The following is a 17445-nucleotide window of genomic DNA, read 5'->3' as shown; positions in this document are numbered from 1 at the left end:
ATAACTGCGTACGTTGTACAAGTGCTGGTACGTTGTACGCGATCGGGATGAGAGGCAGGCATGGCGTCACCTGGGGATGAAGGCCGGAAGAACCCCTTCGGCTCCGCCTACGAGGAGCGGCGAGAGCGGGGCACCCACCAGAAGCCGACCCTCTGGGAGCGGATCGAGGGCTCGAGCCGCGGCCCGCGCCCGGCGCTGACGCACGACCAGATCGCGCGCGCCGCCGTCGAGATCGCCGACGCCGACGGCCTGAGCGCCGTGTCCATGCGGCATCTGGCCGAGCGGCTGGGTGTCGCGACGATGGGCCTGTACCGCTACGTCACCGGCAAGGACGAGATCTATGAGCTGATGCTCGACGTGGTGGCCGCCGACCTCGCCCTGCCGGACGCCGGATGGCGCACCGTCGCCGACTCCTACGCCAGGCAGCTGCGCGCCCTCAGCCTGCGGCATCGCTGGATGTACCAGGCCTTCGCCCGCGTGCCGGCGTCACTGTCCCCGGCCAACGTCGCCGTCATGGAGAAGGCGCTGAGCTCCATCGAGGGCCTGGGCCTCGATGTCGACACGATGATGGCCGTGTTCGGCACGGTCAACTCCTTCGCGCGCGGCGCGGTCTTCGCGGAGGTGACACAGCGGGAGGCTCTCGAGCGGCAAGGCTGGAAGTCCGAGGACGACGCGCGGCTCGCCTACGTGCCGTGGGTCCGGTGGATGCTGAACTCCGGCCGTTACCCGAAGGTGGCCCGCTACGTCATCGAGGGCTCGAACGAGGACGACGCCGAGTGGCAGTTCGAGTTCGGCCTCGGGTGCGTGCTCGACGGCATCGCCGCCCGCCTCGGCATCTGAGCCGTCCGGCCACTTGGGCGGCCTGTGGCAGATCTTTTCCCGGGACGCGAAAGTGCACTGCGGCCCGCACCGTAAGGGCCTACTTAAGTGTCCTTCCATGCCCTCGGCGGGCATCACGCCGATAAGCCGGGCCCGGGCCTGGGAAGATTCATCTCGTGCCCGCTAACGAATCCCCCGATCGGCCTCGCGACGGTTACATGCTGACGCGGACCCGCGACGAGGCCGCGCGTGGCGTCGCGGACGGTCCCGTGGTCGACGAACCCTCGCTGCCGGCGCGCATCCGGCGGCCGGCGGACGCCATCCGGTTCCTGCTGTCCCTCGGTGTGATCGTCGTGATCCTCAGCCTCGCGCACGTGGCGCGGGAGACGACCAGCGGGCTCGCCTCCGACATCACCCACGGGACCGAGCAGGCCCCGCATCTGCTGCTCACGCTCGCGGGGCTCGCCTCGGGCATCGGCGTGCTCGCCGTTCCGGTCGCCTTCGGCGTCGACCGCGTGATCCGCCGCGACGGGCTGCGGGTGGCGATCGGCGTCATCGCGGCGGTCGTGGCGCTCGGCGTGTCACTCACCGTCGACTCCTGGGCGACCGCCGCCGGCATGCGCGACCTCGCGTGGTACCTGACGTGGCGACGGCACGGCGGCTGGTTCCCCGGCCCCGCGCACATCGACATCACCCCGGTCATCGCCTACGTCACCGCGGTGCGGCTCGGGGGACGCGCGCGCTGGCAGATGGTGACCTGGGCGGTCATCGGCCTGGACGCGGTCGCCTCGCTGGCGGCCGGCGCCATCACCCCGCTCGCGGTCGTGACGACGTACGTCATCGGGCGCGCCGTCGGCTACGCCACGCTCTACGCGGTCGGCTCCCCCAACACCCGCCCGGCGGGCCGTGCCGTGATGACCGCCCTGCGGCGGGTCGGACTCGACGCGGTCCGCGCCACCCGTACCTCCGGGGATCCCGACGGCTTCCGCGGCTACGGCGCGATCCTCGCCGACGGCCGCAGCATCGACGTGACCGTGCTCGACCGCGACCAGCAGAGCGCCGGCCTGATCTACCGCCTGTGGCGACGTGTACGCCTCCGGGGCGGGACACCACGGCGTACGATCCGCTCGCTCCGCCGGTCGCTGGAGCAGGAGTCGCTGATGGCGTACGCCACCGCTGCCGCGGACGCCGCGACCCCACGGCTCCTGGCCACCTCCGAGGTCGGCAGCGAGGCGGCGCTGCTGGCCTACGAGCACGTGCCGGGGTGCACGCTGGCGGAGCTGCCCGAAGAGGCGCTGACCGACGAGCTGCTCGTCGCGGTCTGGGGTCTGCTCGGCACGCTCCAGCGACATCGGCTCGCGCATCGGCGGCTCGTCGCCGAAAGCGTCCTGGTCGGCCCCGGCGGCCGGCCCTACCTCATCGACCTGCGCACCGGCGAGACCGCCGCCGGCGACCTCGCCCTGCGCATCGACCTGGCCCAGCTGCTGACCGACGTGGCCCTGCGGGCCGGTCCCGAGCGCGCGGTGCGCACGGCCGCGGAGGTGCTCGGCCCCGAGTCCCTCGCCGGCGCCGTGCCCCTGCTGCAGAAGGTGGTGCTCGCCCGGAGCACGCGCGCCGCCCTGCGCAGGGACAAGGGCCTGCTCAGCGGGGTCCGCGAACAGATCCGGATCCTGCGGCCCGAGATCGCGGCCGAGCCCGCGCAGCTCGACCGGTTCAGCCCGCGGACGCTGGTCAGCGTGATCGCCGGGACCGCCGGGGCGTACCTCCTGCTGTCCCAGCTCGGCAACGTCGACGTCGTCGCGCTGATCTCCCACGCGGACTGGCGGTGGTTCGGCGTCGGCCTGCTGGCCTCGGCGGTCAGCTACCTGGCGGCGGCGTTCATGCTGATCGGCTTCGTACCCGAGCGCCTGCGCCTGTGGCGTACGGTCCTGGTGCAGGTCGCGGCGTCGTTCGTCAAGCTGGTGGCGCCCGCCGCGGTGGGCGGCATCGCGGTGAACACGCGCTATCTGCAGAAGGCCGGGGTGCCGGCCGGGCAGGCGGCCGCGAGCGTCGGCGCCTCACAGCTCACCGGGATGGCGTGCCACGTCCTGCTGATCCTGCTGTTCGGCTACGTGACGGGCAGCACCACCGGCCCGGCCCTGCCACCCTCGCGGATCATCATCATCGCGCTGCTGACCGCGGCCGTGCTCACGATCGCGCTCTTCTCGATCGGGCCGGTGCGCCGCCTCATCACGTCCCGTACGCGGTCGCTGTTCGCCGGGGTCGTCCCCCGGCTCCTGGACGTCCTGCAGTCGCCCAAGAAGATCACGACGGGCCTGGGCGGCACGCTGCTGCTCACGGCGGCGTTCGTGCTCTGCCTGGACGCCTCGATCCGTGCGTTCGGAGGCTCACTGGACCTGACGACGGTCGCCGTCGTCTTCCTCACCGGCAACGCGCTGGGTTCGGCGGTGCCCACGCCGGGCGGGCTGGGCGCGGTCGAGGGTGCGCTCTCCCTGGGCCTGACGCTCGCGGGACTGCCCGCGGGGACGGCGACGTCCGCGGTGCTGATGTTCCGGCTACTGACGTTCTGGCTGCCGGTGCTGCCCGGCTGGGCGGCGTTCACCCATCTCCAGCGCAGCGAGACGATCTGAGCCTGCCGGCGGCGGTCCCCCTCGCCGCCGTCGGTCCGTGTCAGCCGGTACGGCGTGCGCGGCGGCGGTGGGCGAGCTCGTCATTCGGGCCGTCGTGGTCGCTGTGCGCCCGCTCGGCGGGCAGATCCGCCAGGCTGCCCTCGACTTCCTGCCAGACCCGTCCCAGCGCGATGCCGAACACCCCCTGGCCGCCCTGCAACAGGTCGACGACCTCGTCGGCGGACATGCATTCGTAGACGCTCACCCCGTCGCTCATCAAGGTGATCTGCGCCAGGTCGTCGACTCCCCGGTCCCGAAGATGCTCCACGGCCGTGCGTATCTGCTGCAACGACACCCCCGTGTCGAGCAGCCGCTTCACGACCTTCAGCACCAGGATGTCGCGGAAACTGTAGAGACGTTGCGAACCGGAGCCGTGCGCCGAACGCACACTGGGCTGCACCAGCTCCGTACGCGCCCAGTAGTCGAGCTGCCGGTAGGTGATGCCCGCTGCCGCGCATGCCGTGGGGCCGCGGTACCCGACATCGTCGGGAAGAGGTGAGACCACGCCGCCGAACAGGAGACCCTGTTCTCCGGCGCGCTGAGAGGCTTCGCGCCTGTCGCGGGCCGCCTTGCCCTCGCCGCTGCTTGCCGCCACGCGGACCTCCGGCTCTATCATCCCGCAGTGATCCACCAAGGGGGTTTGACGGAATTACACCGCGGGGGTTCAAGCAGCACGGTAGGTCGCGGCCAGACCAGGGTCAACGTCCGCCCTCGGCGCGTCGCACGCGACTGCAAACCGTTACGACGTCTCCAAATCACCACAGTCGCTGACATTGGGGCGTCTGCCCACGTACCACCGGCCCTTGGACACGAGGCTATGCCCAAGACTGCTGAAAAGAAACTTTCCCACTTGATTTCCTGCGGGAAGGACGGTTTCGGGTATATGGGGGTTACGTCGAGATCACACGCGAGCGTCCGATCGTCGCAATCCGCGCCCACGCCCGCCCCCTACCGCGCCGAGCGACGCCACGCCCTCCGGCGCCGGCTCCGCACCGCCGGACACACCGCGCTGAAGGGGCGACCACCCCCGCGCCGCGTCCCGGCCTCAAGGGACAGAAGAGCCAGAGCGCCCGGCGGAGCCGAGCCTTCTCGCGGCGGCTCCGCCACCCTCGCAGTTGCCACCACTCGCGGCCCACCATGGGCATGCGGTCCCGGCCCACCGCCGGAACGCCACCACTCCCGGCCCGCCTTGGGAACGCAACCCCGGCCCCCACCGGATGCCACCTCCCGGCCCGCCAGCGGATCTGCGCGGCCGGAGGCGTCAGGCGTGGGGGCCCGTGGGGCCGCCGACGGGCTCGGTGCCGACCGCGCTCGCTTCCCGGGTCACCACACGGGCGGCGACCGGCCCCTGGGCTCACCCTCCCGGCCCGCCAACGGATCTACGCGGCCCGAAGCCTGAGGCGTGAGGGCCCGTGGGGCCGCCGACGGGCCCGGTGCCGACCAGGCTCGCTTCCCGGGTCACCACACGGGCGGCGACCGGCCCTGGGTCACCACGGGAGGTAGCTATTTGAGCCACAACACCACCACGTCGAGGGTGGGACCTCTTACGCGGGCCAGCGCACCCCCCGGGTGTCCGGTGGGAGCGGGCTTGGGCGGGTCACCCCGGCCCAGGCACCCGGAGGGTGCCCGGTCAGAGTGGGCTCAGGCGGGTCGCGCCAGCCCAGGCACCCGGAGGTGCCCGGTCGGAGCGGGCTTGGGCGGGCGGATCGGGTCCGCCTCGAAGGCGTAGCGCATCAGAAAGAGCGCGCACGGCGGGCTCGGTGCCGGCCGGGCCCGCTCCTCAGGTGGCGCGGCCGAAGTCCTCCGGCGAGATGGTGTCGAGGAACTCCCTGAACTTTTCCACCTCGTCCTCCTGCTCGTCCGGGATCGCCACGCCGGCCTCTTCCAGCACTTCCTCGCTGGCGAAGATCGACGCGCCGGTGCGCAGGGCGAGGGCGATCGAGTCCGAGGGGCGGGCGCTCACCTCGACGCCGTTGGAGAAGACCAGGTCGGCGAAGAAGATGCCCTCGCGCAGGGCGGTGATGTTCACCGTGCGCAACTGGACCTCGAACGCGTCCAGCACGTCACGGAAGAGATCGTGGGTGAGCGGTCTGGCCGGCAGCACACCCTGCTGGGCGAAGGCGATCGCGGTGGCTTCCACCGCTCCGATCCAGATGGGCAGGTAACGGTCCCCATCCGTCTCCTTCAGCAGCACGATGGGCTGGTTGGAGGGCATCTCGACCCGTACGCCGACGACCTCCATCTGCTTCACAGCGGCTCCCTGCTGAGACGGCTTACCTGAAACCCTTTAGCCCAACGTACACCCCGGCCGGGCCGCGCCGGGGTGCCGTGGAAGGCCGGACCTGGATGATCCACAGGATCCGGCGCGCCGACCGGAGCGGCCCTGAGCGGCCGGGCACACAGGCGGTCCGGCCCTGGCAGCATCCATGATCTTTACGGTCCCGGGCGTGCCGCCGCGGCGGACTTGATCACGGCAAGTTTCGAACACCGCACGGGCGGCGAACCCGGCACGCTCGCCGAACAGGGCTCCGAAATCGAACCCGAGTCGCTTCGCGAACGCTCCAGGAAGGCCGGAACCCCGTACGAAGCGATGCGCCGATTTCCGAAGAACTCCGCAGGCCGAGCACCCCGGTCGCGCGAGCCCGCGACCAAGGTCACGAAAAGCGCGATCACGATCGAGCAAGTGCGACCTGAATGTTCGGGCAGGTGGAGAAAACCACTCCCGGAGCGGTCAGGCGTACCACCGCGTGAGGAAGCGAGGGTCGAACGTGTTCTCGCCCAGGCTCCCATCGATCCGCTCGGCGCGAGGCCGCAGCAGGCGCCCGGTGCGAGGACGCGCGGTGCGAGGGCGCGCGGCGGGCACAGGCGTCCGTACGCGCGGGTCAGGGGTCGAGGGCGGCGCGCAGGCCGGTCGAGACCAAGGCCGCGTGCAGCTTCAGCGACAGGGACGCGATCTCGTTCGCGGTCTCCGCGGCGCGTGCGTGGGCGCCGGGGCTTCGCTGGCGCATCGTGGGTGCGACGGCGGCCTCGATCAGTCCGATCTCCCGGTCGGCGGCGGCCTTGACCGCCCGCAGGTGACGGGCCTCGAAGCCGAAGGAGCGCAGCGCCGCCGCCGCGCGTGCGATCGTCAGTGCGTCGCGGTCGTACTGGCCGCCCGTCCGGCTCACTAGCCCGAACTCCTCCAGCTCGGTGAGGACCTCCGGGTCCACCCCGGTGGTGTCGAGAAGCTGGCGCCGGGTCAGGCGTACGTCCCCGGCGTCCTCGAACACGCTGTCCGTGGCGACCAGGCCGCGGGGCGGGCGGCGGTTGCGGCCTGCCAGCGGCGGAGGGTTCTGGCCACGGTCAACGGCGTCGAGGTGTTCTTTGATGACCCGCAGCGGCAGGTAGTGGTCGCGCTGTGCGGCCAGGATGAACCGCAGCCGCTCGGCGTCGGCGGGGGCGAACTTGCGGTAGCCGGACGGGCTGCGCTCGGGTTCGATCAGCCCCTCCGCCTCGAGGAAGCGGATCTTCGAGACGGTGATGTCGGGGAACTCCGCCGACAGGAGCCCCAGCACCTCGCCGATCGTCATGTGGGCGCGGGCGGCCGAAGTGCTCATTCGCGCCCCCGCCGCACGCCGCCCTCCGCGCTCACAGACTCCCCGCGGGCGCGCCCCACGCGCGCCTCACGGACGACGCCGGCGTCCAGCCGCCTCACAGTCCTCCTGGCGGGCGACCGTCGCCCCTTCCGTCGGCGACGTGATGGTGGGGGGTCGCCTGGGGGTTGGTGAGGAACACCAGCCGGAACTTTCCGATCTGGACCTCGTCGCCGCCGGACAGCCCGGCCTCGTCGATCCGCTCGCGGTTGACGTACGTGCCGTTGAGGCTGCCCACGTCGCGTACGGAGAACTGCGGGCCGCGACGGTAGAACTCGGCGTGCCTGCGGGACACGGTCACGTCGTCGAGGAAGATGTCACTCTCCGGGTGGCGGCCCGCCGTGGTGGAGTCCTTGTCCAGGAGGAACCGGCTCCCGGCGTTCGGCCCACGCTTGACGACCAGGAGCGCGGTGTTCGGCGGGAGGGCCTCGACCCCACTCTGGTCCGGTGGCAGCTCATCGCCCGGCTCACCCTCGACGGCATCGACCGCGCCCAGCGAGATCGTCGATGTCGAATCGCCGGGCTCGCCCATGACCGGTGGCGGAACGCTCCGGCTCAGCGGTGTGCCGCAATTCGAGCAGAAGCGGGCATCATCCGGATTGGCGTGACCGCACTGCGTGCAGTAGACGCTCGGCATTTATCGGCTCGGCCTCCTACCTATGGCTCGTGTGTGCCCATGGACCGTACGGCACGGAAGTCGAGCACTTGACTGGCACCGTACATCCGGCCCATCCCCAGCACACGATCCCCCTTCGAGCGCCGTCGGCGATGACGCCCGTTTCGTCCCTCACCCGCCACGACGACGGTTGCCGCAACCTACGCGGCAATGACCGAAGAATCAACCACGACAGGCGTCGTATGCCCCAAGCTACCGTCGGTACTGATCGCCGGTCCACGCCGCCGCGCGGGTGAAGAACCGGATGAAACACGCACCGCCCCAGAAGTAATAAGGACACGACCAATGATCATCTTACCGCCTGAATAGTGATTTTCTGCCGCTGTGTGACCACTCCTTCGGCGCCACTGTTCCGCAGCGAGCGCAGAACACCGCCGGGAATGTTCAGCGCCGTGGCGAGTGTGTGCGGGTCGCCGATGGCCAGGAAGTGGTAGGGCCGCGTCAGCGTGCTGCCGTCGGCGACGACGGCGCCGCCGCTCGCGTCCGTGAAGTACGTGCTCACCCCGACGCGTACGCCGTCGACCTGCACCACCTCGGCTCCCGCGTCCCGCAGCTCCTCCAGGGTGTCGAGAAGGGACGCGGCGCGTACGCGGCTCTGGGGATCGTCCACGGTCAGCTCGATGCCGGGCCCGATCGCCGGCAGTGTGCCGGCCAGGATGCCGTACGTCTGCGCGCGCCTGCGGGCGTCCTGGAGGGCCGCCTGCCCCTGGGTGTCGCGTTCGAGCCCGGCCTTGGTGTCGTCCAGGTCGCGGATGTCGGAACGCAGCCGGTCCGAACGCTGTGAGAGGTCACCGAGAGTGCCGACCAGCTCGTCCTGGCGCGCGTTCGCGAACTTGGTGTCCCTGTCGTTGGAACGCACCTGGGCCGCGACCGCGAACCCCAGCACGGCGCACAGCACGGCCACGATGAGCTGGCCGCGGTTGAGACGCGGCCGCAGCAGCGCGACGGGCCTTCTCCGGGGCTCGGGTTCGCTCATGCCTGGAAGAGCTTCCGCCGGATCGCCGCGACGTTGGAGAAGATGCGGATGCCGAGCACGACCACGACCCCCGTCGACAGCTGCGAGCCGACGCCGAGCTGGTCGCCGAAGAACACGATGAGCGCCGCGATGATCGTGTTGCTGAGGAACGACACGACGAACACCTTGTCGTCGAAGATGCCGTCCAGCCTCGCCCGCAGGCCGCCGAACATGGCGTCGAGCGCGGCGACGATCGCGATCGGCAGGTAGGGCTGTAGCCACAGGGGCACGCCGGGATGGAGCACGAAGCCGAGGGCGACTCCGGCGACGAGGCCGATGAACGCGATCACTTGGGCGTCTCCGTCCGTGCGTAGCGAAGGCTAGGGGCAGGCGCCGCGGGCAGCCGCACGCCGTCCTCCTGACGGATGTCATAGCGGATGCCGAACGTGGCCTCGAGGGTGCGGAAGGCCTTACCGGTCGGGGAAGCGGCGAAGGTCCTGGCCAGGCCCGATCCCCCGAGGGCGGTCACGGCGTACGGGGGTGACAACGGCCGGTAGTCGACGAGGATGGCGTCGCCCGCGGAGCGGATCGCGGTCGTCGCGGTCATGCGCTGCCCGTTGATGGCGACCGCCGTGGCGCCGGCCGCCCACAGGCCGTTGACGAGCCGCTGCAGGTCCTGGTCGAAGATGTGGCCGTCCTGCTGCGCGGTCGCGCCGCGCGCGCTGTGGGAGTCGTCCACCGTGACGACCGTGGCGTCCCCGCTGACCGGCGCGGCGGCCGCCGCGCCCGTCGCGCGGTCGAGGTCCTGACGGGCGGTCTGGCCGGCGTCGCTCTGGGCGAGCGCCGAGCGCCGCAGCACCTCGGTGCGTGCTCGCAACGCGTCGGCCTGGCGCTGCAGCGCGCCGGTCTCCTCGGTGCGCTGGTGGATCTGGGTGATGAGGGCCTCACGCTGCCGCTGCGCGACCGGCGCGCCCCGGCGTACCTGGATGACGGCGACGGCGCCGAGCAGCCCGAGGAGGACCATCGCGGCGAGCAACCGGGACACCCGGCCCGGCCCGCCGCCGCGGTCACCGGAGGCGGCGCGGCGGGCCGCCGCGGCCTCGTAGCCGGGATCGAGGCCGGAGCCGGAGAACAGGTCGGCGAGCAGCGACATGGAGGCGTCCGGCCGGTCCCATCGCCTCTTCGCTCCCTGTTCACTCATCCGCCCCATTGTGGCAAGCCCACGGGACCCGGTGGACCAGGTGGGTCCGGCGAAACTCACAGGGAACTCTGAGCGGACGTGCACCGGCCGCCAAGGCGGGGGCGATGGACTGCGTGCCCGCTCGCTCCGATGATGGGGGTCATCGATGGAACAGACGGGGGAAGTCCCGCTGCTGCGGTTGCCGATCAGCGGCTGGACCGTCCGTGTGGGGCGCGCGGCGGCGGACCGGGCCGCGCTGGAGGTGTACGAGGGCTGCCGCGTCGCGGACGTCTGCGTCGCCACCACGGTCTCGGTGTCGGTGCTGCGCGGCGCCCGCCGGAACGCGCGGGGCGGTGAGCCGTGGGCCCTGGCGTGGGGTCAGCTGCCCGCGGGGGTCTCCGAGGTCACCGCCCAGTTCACCGGGGGCGGCCGTAACCGGGAGGTCCGCCACATTCCGGCGGTCGTCATCGAGGGCAGCTACTGGGTGGCCGAGGCGGCGGGGAACTTCGCCGGCGTGACCGTGCAGGCCGGTCACGTACGCGTCTCCGGGCGGCTGCGCCGAGCGCGCTGAGGTCCGCTCAGCGGCGGCGGGCGGCGAGATCCTCGACGGCGCGCGCGACCTCGGCCGGCGAGGAGATCATCGTGAGATGGCGGGCGCCGGGGATCAGGGTGGGCGTCGGCGCGCCGACGCGCCGTGCCGTGTCGGCCGCCGAGGTCGCGGCGAAGACATGGTCGTCGGCGCCGAACACGACCGCCTTGGGCAGGCCGACGCCGCGCAGCAGGGTCAGCCGCGACTCGCTCAGGCCCGGTACGCCGTACTTGAGCGAGCCCCAGACCCCCTCCTCAGCGCCCGCGACCTCGTACGGCCGGCGCCAGACGTCCACACCGGCCTTGTCCAGGTGCGGGCAGCCGGGCGCGCACTGGGAGGAGTAGATGGTCCGGATCAGCCGGTCGGAGTGCAGGACCAGCCTCAGCAGCGTGGTGCGGTACGGCGGGAGGATCAGGTAGTGCGCCGCCGGGCCGGGACCCGCGCCTCCCTTGAGCGCGTCGCCGTCGAGGAGCATCAGCGCACCGGCCTGGCCGGGTGAGCGCAGCACCGCCTCCGCGGCGGTCGCGGCGCCGGCGGAGTGGGCGACGATCGTCGGCCGTTCGAGCCCCATCGCGCCGATGAACGCCAGCAGCTGGCGTACCTGGTGGTCCAGGTCGTACGGGGCGCGGCGCTCCGTGTAGCCGGCGCCGTTCAGGTCCAGGGCGTAGACCCGGTGGTCACGTGCGAGCACCGTCGCCAGGCGCTCCCACGTGTCGGCGGACTCCGCGGCGCCGTGCACGAGCACGATCGGCGAGCCGCCGCTCCCCCACACGCGGTACCGCGTCATCAGATCGCCGGTGCGTACGTAGGTCAGCCCGGCCGGCGGGCGTGCGCGCCCCGAGGTCGCCGCGTTGTAGACGAGGGAGAAGACCGTGGCCGCGACCACGAACGCGACGACGGCGATGCCGGCGCGGCGCAGCCATCTTCGCGCCCACGAGCGGCGCCGTACGGGAACCGCGTCGTCCCCGGTGGTCAGTGCACCACCGGGCTCGGCGGCATCGATCACGTACCGGCGCTCTCGACGACGCTGGCCCAGTCCTGCAGGAGGTCCTGTGCGGAGTCGCGGTCGACGCCCTCGGCCCACAGGTGGGTGACGGCCTCGGCCGGGTCGGGCAGCACCAGGATCCAGCTCGCGTCGTCCTCGATGACGCGTACGCCGTCGGTCGTGTCGACCTCGCGGTCGCCCGCGGCCTCGACGACGTGGCGCATGACGCTGCCCTTGGCCGCCCACGGCGTGGGGACGGACCGTTTGAGCAGGTGCGCCTCGGGGATCCGGTGGTCGATCTGGGACAGGGTCAGGCGGGTGCGGGCGACCAGCCCGAGCATCCGGATGAAGGCCGCGATGCCGTCCACCGTGGGGCTGAACTCCGGGATGATGAAACCGCCGCGGCCATCGCCCGCGAAGATGCTGCCCTCCGTGGCGGCGGCCTTGGTCAGCACGTCCTGTGAGGTCGAGGTCCATTCGACCTGCACGCCGTGGAAGCGGCAGACCTGTTCGGCCACGCGCGTCGTGGTGACCGGGAGCGCCACGCGCCCGCCCCGGCGCTCGGAGGCGACCAGGTCGAGCACGACGAGCAGGCCGCGGTCGTCGCTGATCAGCTCGCCGTTCTCGTTGACGAGGGTGATGCGCTCGCCGACCGGGTCGAACCGTACGCCGAACGCCGCGCGCGAGGACGACACCAGGTCGCCGAGCCGCTGCAGGTCGCGCATGCGCTCGGCGAGGGTCTCGGTCGGCGACACCTCGTCGAGCCGGTTGTTGACCGTGAGGACCTCGACGCCGAGCCGGCCGAGCAGTTGCGGCAGCACGAGTGACGCGGTGCCGCCGGCGCAGTCGACGACGATCTTGAGGCCGGCCTCGCGGACCCCGCGCATGTTGACGCAGCGCTGGAGGTCGCGGACGTAGGTCTCCAGAACGCGGGACGGATAGGACAGCTCGGCGATCTCTCCGGGGAATGCCCGGCGGTACTCCTGCCGTCCGAACACCCGCTCCAGCTTCCGCTGGGCGCCCTGGGACAGGTCGGCGCCGTCCTCGTCGAGAAAGAGGATGTCGACGCCCTGCGAGTCGCCCGGGGTGGTGCGGATGACGATGCCGCCGGAGGTGTTCTCCCGCGCCGTCGCGTAGCGCGCGATCGGGATCGGGATCGCCTCCAGGTCCCGTACGTTGATGGCGCTCGCGGTCAGCGCGCTCTGCACGGCGCGGTTGAGCGTACGCGCGGCCCGCGAGGCGTCGCGGGAGGCCGTCACGTCGGCGCCCTTCTTGAGCGTGGTCGCGTACGCGCTCGCGAGGCGCACCGCGAGCTCCGGCGTGATCTCCACGTTGATCAGCCCGGAGACGCCGCGCGGCCCGAACAAGGTGCGCTGGCCGCGCGACTCCCAGATCACGCTGGTGTTGACGACCGCGCCGGCCTCGATGGTCTTGAACGGGTAGACCTTGACGTCGCTGGAGACGTACGCCTCGGACTCGATCACGCATTCGTCGCCGATGACCGCGCCCTCCTCGATGCGGGCACCGGCCATCACGTCGGTGTTCTTGCCGACGACGCAGCCGCGGAGGTTCGTGGAGGGCCCGATGAAGACGTTGTCGTGCACGACGGCGCGGTGCAGGAACGCGCCCTCCTTGACCACGACGTTGCTGCCGAGCACGGTGTACTCGCGCAGCTCGGCACCGGCCTCGACCTTGGCGTAGTCGCCGATGTAGAGCGGGCCCTTCAGCACCGCCTCCGAGTCGACCTCGGCGCCTTCGGCCACCCAGACCCCCGGCGAGACCTCGAAGCCGTCCGGCTCGATGTCGATCTTGCCGGACAGCATGTCGGCCTGGGCCTTGAGGTAGCTCTCGTGGGTGCCGACGTCCTCCCAGTAGCCGTCCGCGACGTAGCCGTACAGCGGGGCGCCCTCGGCGAGGAGCTTGGGGAACACGTCGCCGGACCAGTCCACCGACTCTCCCGCCGCGACGTGGTCGAGGACCTCGGGCTCCATGACGTAGATGCCGGTGTTGGCGGTGTCGGAGAAGACCTGCCCCCAGGTCGGCTTCTCCAGGAACCGCTGCACCCGGCCGTCGTCGTCGATGATGATGATGCCGAACTCCAGCGGGTTGGGCACCCGCTTGAGCGCGATGGTGACGAGTGCGCCGTTCTCCTTGTGGAAGCGCACCAGGTCGGTCAGGTCGATGTCGGTGAGGGCGTCGCCGGAGATCACCAGGAAACGCTCGTCGCGGAGCGCGTCCTGGGCGTTCTTGACGCTGCCGGCGGTGCCGAGCGGCATCTCCTCGGTGGCATAGCTCAGCGCCATGCCGATCTCCTCGCCGTCACCGAAGTAGTTGCGCACGAGAGCGGCGAGGAACTGGACCGTGACGACGGTCTCGGTGAAGCCGTGCCGCTTGAGCAGGCGCAGCACGTGTTCCATGATCGGCTTGTTGACCACCGGGAGCAGCGGCTTGGGCTGGTTGGCCGTCATCGGGCGCAGCCGGGTCCCTTCACCACCCGCCATCACAACGGCCTTCACGGGAGCCACTCCTTCGCGATGGGTGCGCCGATCATGGTCGGGGTTCCGCTCCCTTCAGTTCACCGGAGTTGTCGCCGGAACGTACGAGATGCCGGACCTGGGCGGTGTAGAGGACCGCCGCCCACCAGTACAGACCGGTCCCCCACAGGGTGAACGCCCAGCCGATGACCTTCGCGACGGTGGCCCAGGCCCCCTCGTGGGCGCCCAAGAGTAGGAGCGGGAAGGCGTACAGCAGGCAGAGCGTGGCGGCCTTGCCGATGAAGTGCACCGGGGGCGGCCCGTAACCATGCCGGCGCAGGACGTAGAGCGGCAGGCCCATGTACAGCTCACGGGCGACGAGCACGACCGCGAGCCACACCGGGACGATGTCGCGGACGACCAGGCCGATGAGCGTGGCGAAGATGTAGAGGCGGTCGGCCGCCGGGTCGAGGAGCGTGCCGATCCGGCTGGTCTGGTCCAGGATCCGGGCGAGCTTGCCGTCCAGCCAGTCCGACAGGGCGGCGAAGACCAGGATGCCCAGCGCCCACCAGTCCTGCTTGACCAGCACAAGCCATAGGAAGACAGGGGTGCCCAGTAGACGGGCGAAGCTCAGTGCGTTCGGCCACGTCCACAGACGGTCGTTCAACGGCCACCCTCCCCGGTCCCCGGCGCTGGTCATGACCTTACCTGTCGGTACTGGCGCGCCGAATAAGTGGTCCGGAACACAACCGGAATAAGCCATTGACGGCGCACGCTGCCCGTACGCCCCGGCGGCCTCGGCGGTCCCGGCGAGGGTTACCCGGTTTAGGGGCCCTCGCTCCGTCCGGCTTCGGCCAGCGGCCGGGGCGGCACTGGCCCGGACCACGTGCGTCATGCTATCGATCCGGCCGGCGCGCCCGTCTCGCTGTCGCCTCGTCCATGCCCGTCGGCTCCGGTGGCGAGGGGCAGGGTCCGGCGGGTACGAACGCCAGCTCCACGCAGTTGCCACTCGGATTGCTCCAACTACTCCTTCGCCAGCCGGCGACGGCTGGGACGCACGACGGCACGCCAGGTTCGCTCCGACACATCGGGCCCCCTCTGTGCGACGTCCTGTCGGATGGCGGGCGCCACAAGATCGGCGGAAGATGTTGCGGTGAGTAGTCCGGCCGGGGTAGGCCGAGGCCCCCGCGCATCCACCGTGAATGCCGACATCATAGAACCTGCACATGCCATGTGCACATGCATAATGACTGTGCACATTTCCGGGCGCGTTCGGATCCATCGATCCTGTCGGCCGAATCACAAGATAACGTCCCCGGGCCTACGAATCAGCCGATCGCGAGGGTCGGCATCGTTCGGCGCCGGCATGGGAGGGGCGCTGGACGTCGCGGCCGCTCGGTTGGAAGCGGCCTCAGGCGTCCAGCGCCCGTATCACCGGTCCTGGATGCGCGTAGGACCGGCGCAGTGGCAGGGCCTGATCTTCTGGGGCGGATCGGCGGCCCCGCCATCTCTACTCGTCCGCGCGGCCACGCGGGCTGGGCGGTGCGACTCGTTGCGAAATCCACTCAGGGATCGGCACACCCGCTGGTCTCGTGGACACTTCGAACGTAACCCCGCAGGTCAGCACGGTGGAAGGGGTCTCGGGTTCACAGAAAATCACAGCCGGAGTTGCGACCTTCCGTGACTGTCCGTCACGGCGGTCACGCTCGCGGTACGCCGTAGCGCCCGGCCACGACGGCGGGCCGGTCCACCGGGCGGCCGGCGTCAATGGACCGGGCGAGCCGCACGGGCCGTGGCCGGCTCAGGCGAGTCGGCCACGGCCCGGGTGGCGTGTCAGGAGGTGGGCCAGGGCACCTGCGGCGAGCGGTAGAAGTGGACCCCGGCGGCGGTCCACCGCGGTCCCTGCGCGGCGAGACGCAGCCGGAAGTCGCTCCACGCGCGCGCCGCCTGCGGAGACCAGCCGATCTCGGCGATGGCGGGCAGCCGCGGGAACGCCATGTACTCGATGTCGTCGCTGGTCACGAGCGTCTCGGACCACAGCGGCGCCTCGACTCCGAGGACGTTCTTCTCGGTCACGCCGTCGACGAGTGTCGCGGGATCCCAATCGTAGGAGTCCTGGACCTCGACGAGACCGGCCCAGTCCTGGCCGAGCGGGGTGTTCTCGTCGTACTTCATGTCCAGGTAGGCGTGGTTCGCCGGCGACATCACGACCTTGGCCCCCTGGGCCACGGCGTCACGTGCCGTCTGGGTGCCGTCCTCCGAGCCCTTGGCGGTGTTCCAGTACTGGGCGACCGAGCCGGCCGGGATCTTGCCCGCCCCGATCTCGTTCCAGCCGGCCACCTTCTTGCCGTACTTACCCACGATCGGGGCCACCTTCCCGATGAAGGTGGCGTAGTCGGCGGGCGTCGTGCTGTGCGCCTCGTCGCCGCCGATGTGCAGGTACGGGCCGGGGGTCAGCCGCGCGAGCTGGCCGAGCACGTCGTCGAGCAGCTCGTACGTCACGGGCTTGGCGATGCACCACGAGCTGAAGCCGACCTCGGTGCCGGTGTACAGCGGCGGTGCCTTGCCGTCACAGTTCAGCTGCGCGTACGACGCGAGGGCCGCGTTGGTGTGGCCCGGACCGTCGATCTCCGGGACGACCGTCATGTAGCGCTCGGCGGCGTACCGGACGATCCGCGTGTAGTCGGCCTGCGTGTAGTAGCCGCCCTTGCCGCCGCCGACCGCGGTGCTGCCGCCGTACGTCGTCAGCCTCGGCCAGCCGTTGATCGCGATGCGCCAGCCCTGGTCGTCGCTCAGGTGGAGGTGCAGCATGTTGATCTTGTAGGCGGCGGCCTGGTCGATGTAGCGCTCGACCTGCTGGACCGTGAAGAAGTGCCGCGACACGTCCAGCATGATGCCGCGCCAGGCGAAGCGCGGTGAGTCCTCGACCTGGACGCCCGGCATCGTCCACGGGCCGGGTTTCCTGGTCGGCGACTCGACCGACGGCGGGAGGAGCTGGCGCAGCGTCTGGACGCCGCGGAACAGGCCCTCCGCCGTGCCGGCCTCCAGGCGTACCGACGCCTTCGTGACGGCGAGACGGTAGCCCTCCCCCTTCTCGTTGCGGGAAAGGGCGAGGTCGATGACGTCGCGGGAGCCGCCGCTCACGGTGACCGGCAGCGGATAGCCCGTCGAGCGGCGCAGGACGCCGGCGAGGTAGCTGCCGGCCGTGCCCGAGCCGGGCCGGGCGACGATCCGCGTCTTCCTGGTCAGCGTGAAGGACACGCCGGGCACGGTGCGGAGCGACGTGGGAGCGGGTACGACGTGGGGCGTCGCCACGGCGGCCGGAGAGGCCGGGAGCCCCCCGGCGGAGGCGGGTGCGCCGGGTACGGACACGAGGGCCGCCGCCGCCACGGTGGCGGCCAGGACGCGGCGCCCGGAGAACATGCGGCCGATGGTGCCGGACTCGGTCGGTGGTGGGCCTGCCAAG

General features: G+C 71.2%; 15 protein-coding genes. 3 read left to right on the top strand and 12 right to left on the bottom strand.

The features are described from left to right. Positions 1–60 precede the first annotated feature (60 nt). Positions 61–840, top strand: coding sequence for a TetR/AcrR family transcriptional regulator (locus FB559_RS42045; protein WP_141963592.1), 780 nt, complete (start codon positions 61–63; stop codon positions 838–840). Positions 841–1037: 197 nt separating this feature from the next. Next, on the top strand, positions 1038–3449 hold the full coding sequence (locus FB559_RS42040) for a lysylphosphatidylglycerol synthase transmembrane domain-containing protein (RefSeq protein WP_141964142.1): 2412 nt from the start codon (positions 1038–1040) through the stop codon (positions 3447–3449). Between the two features lie 40 nt (positions 3450–3489). On the opposite strand, the gene FB559_RS42035 is transcribed toward FB559_RS42040, so the two are convergent. The 7 genes from FB559_RS42035 to FB559_RS42005 form a co-directional block, all read right to left on the bottom strand. Beyond that, complete coding sequence (locus tag FB559_RS42035; RefSeq protein WP_246122915.1) at positions 3490–4083, bottom strand: MerR family transcriptional regulator; 594 nt, start codon at positions 4081–4083, stop codon at positions 3490–3492. A 1185-nt stretch (positions 4084–5268) separates the two neighbouring features. Then, positions 5269–5739, bottom strand: a complete 471-nt coding sequence (locus tag FB559_RS42030) for a bifunctional nuclease family protein (RefSeq protein ID WP_141963588.1) — start codon at positions 5737–5739, stop codon at positions 5269–5271. A 631-nt stretch (positions 5740–6370) separates the two neighbouring features. After that, a complete protein-coding gene (gene ftsR, locus FB559_RS42025; RefSeq protein ID WP_141963587.1) occupies positions 6371–7084 on the bottom strand; it encodes a transcriptional regulator FtsR in 714 nt (237 codons plus the stop codon). A 94-nt stretch (positions 7085–7178) separates the two neighbouring features. Beyond that, positions 7179–7757 (bottom strand): FHA domain-containing protein, encoded by a 579-nt coding sequence (locus tag FB559_RS42020; protein ID WP_141963585.1) that lies wholly within the window; start codon positions 7755–7757, stop codon positions 7179–7181. Positions 7758–8085: 328 nt separating this feature from the next. Further along, positions 8086–8772 carry a DUF881 domain-containing protein gene (locus FB559_RS42015; protein WP_141963583.1) on the bottom strand — a complete coding sequence of 229 codons (687 nt, stop codon included), beginning with the start codon at positions 8770–8772 and terminating at the stop codon, positions 8086–8088. After that, positions 8769–9101 carry a small basic family protein gene (locus tag FB559_RS42010; RefSeq protein WP_141963581.1) on the bottom strand — a complete coding sequence of 111 codons (333 nt, stop codon included), beginning with the start codon at positions 9099–9101 and terminating at the stop codon, positions 8769–8771. The genes FB559_RS42015 and FB559_RS42010 overlap by 4 nt, the downstream gene beginning before the upstream one ends. Then, the gene (locus tag FB559_RS42005) at positions 9098–9952 is read right to left on the bottom strand and encodes a DUF881 domain-containing protein (protein ID WP_185792749.1); all 855 of its coding nucleotides are present in this window, start codon (positions 9950–9952) and stop codon (positions 9098–9100) included. Before FB559_RS42005 ends, FB559_RS42010 begins: the two co-directional genes overlap by 4 nt. Before the next feature lie 145 nt (positions 9953–10097). On the opposite strand from FB559_RS42005, the gene FB559_RS42000 reads away from it, so the two are divergent. Next, complete coding sequence (locus tag FB559_RS42000; RefSeq protein WP_141963577.1) at positions 10098–10502, top strand: hypothetical protein; 405 nt, start codon at positions 10098–10100, stop codon at positions 10500–10502. A gap of 7 nt (positions 10503–10509) precedes the next feature. Here FB559_RS42000 and FB559_RS41995 read toward each other — a convergent pair whose 3' ends face one another. The 5 genes from FB559_RS41995 to FB559_RS41975 all read right to left on the bottom strand — a co-directional run bounded on the left by FB559_RS41995 (position 10510) and on the right by FB559_RS41975 (position 17444). Next, positions 10510–11526, bottom strand: a complete 1017-nt coding sequence (locus FB559_RS41995) for an alpha/beta fold hydrolase (RefSeq protein WP_141963575.1) — start codon at positions 11524–11526, stop codon at positions 10510–10512. Further along, entirely contained in the window at positions 11523–14021 is a 2499-nt protein-coding gene (locus FB559_RS41990) for a mannose-1-phosphate guanyltransferase (protein ID WP_141963573.1), read from the bottom strand. Before FB559_RS41990 ends, FB559_RS41995 begins: the two co-directional genes overlap by 4 nt. Positions 14022–14052: 31 nt before the next feature. Then, positions 14053–14646, bottom strand: coding sequence for a cardiolipin synthase ClsA (gene clsA, locus FB559_RS41985; RefSeq protein ID WP_246122914.1), 594 nt, complete (start codon positions 14644–14646; stop codon positions 14053–14055). Between the two features lie 229 nt (positions 14647–14875). Beyond that, positions 14876–15067 (bottom strand): DUF397 domain-containing protein, encoded by a 192-nt coding sequence (locus tag FB559_RS41980; RefSeq protein ID WP_141963569.1) that lies wholly within the window; start codon positions 15065–15067, stop codon positions 14876–14878. Positions 15068–15812: 745 nt separating this feature from the next. Next, positions 15813–17444: a beta-N-acetylhexosaminidase gene (locus FB559_RS41975; RefSeq protein ID WP_221640729.1), complete on the bottom strand. Its 1632-nt coding sequence runs from the start codon at positions 17442–17444 to the stop codon at positions 15813–15815. Position 17445 lies beyond the last annotated feature (1 nt).

Source organism: Actinoallomurus bryophytorum (assembly GCF_006716425.1).
Lineage (GTDB): Bacteria > Actinomycetota > Actinomycetes > Streptosporangiales > Streptosporangiaceae > Actinoallomurus > Actinoallomurus bryophytorum.
Note: the sequence above shows the minus strand (reverse complement) of the source record. Positions and strands in the feature narration are given on the sequence as shown.

Bases quoted from the DNA above. Each gene is read 5' to 3' on its own strand.
- FB559_RS42045 (WP_141963592.1), top strand. From the start codon at position 61: ATGGCGTCACCTGGGGATGAAGGCCGGAAGAACCCCTTCGGCTCCGCC.
- FB559_RS42040 (WP_141964142.1), top strand. From the start codon at position 1,038: ATGCTGACGCGGACCCGCGACGAGGCCGCGCGTGGCGTCGCGGACGGT.
- ftsR (WP_141963587.1), bottom strand. From the start codon at position 7,084: ATGAGCACTTCGGCCGCCCGCGCCCACATGACGATCGGCGAGGTGCTG.
- FB559_RS42020 (WP_141963585.1), bottom strand. From the start codon at position 7,757: ATGCCGAGCGTCTACTGCACGCAGTGCGGTCACGCCAATCCGGATGAT.
- FB559_RS42015 (WP_141963583.1), bottom strand. From the start codon at position 8,772: ATGAGCGAACCCGAGCCCCGGAGAAGGCCCGTCGCGCTGCTGCGGCCG.
- FB559_RS42005 (WP_185792749.1), bottom strand. From the start codon at position 9,952: ATGAGTGAACAGGGAGCGAAGAGGCGATGGGACCGGCCGGACGCCTCC.
- FB559_RS42000 (WP_141963577.1), top strand. From the start codon at position 10,098: ATGGAACAGACGGGGGAAGTCCCGCTGCTGCGGTTGCCGATCAGCGGC.
- FB559_RS41980 (WP_141963569.1), bottom strand. From the start codon at position 15,067: ATGTGTCGGAGCGAACCTGGCGTGCCGTCGTGCGTCCCAGCCGTCGCC.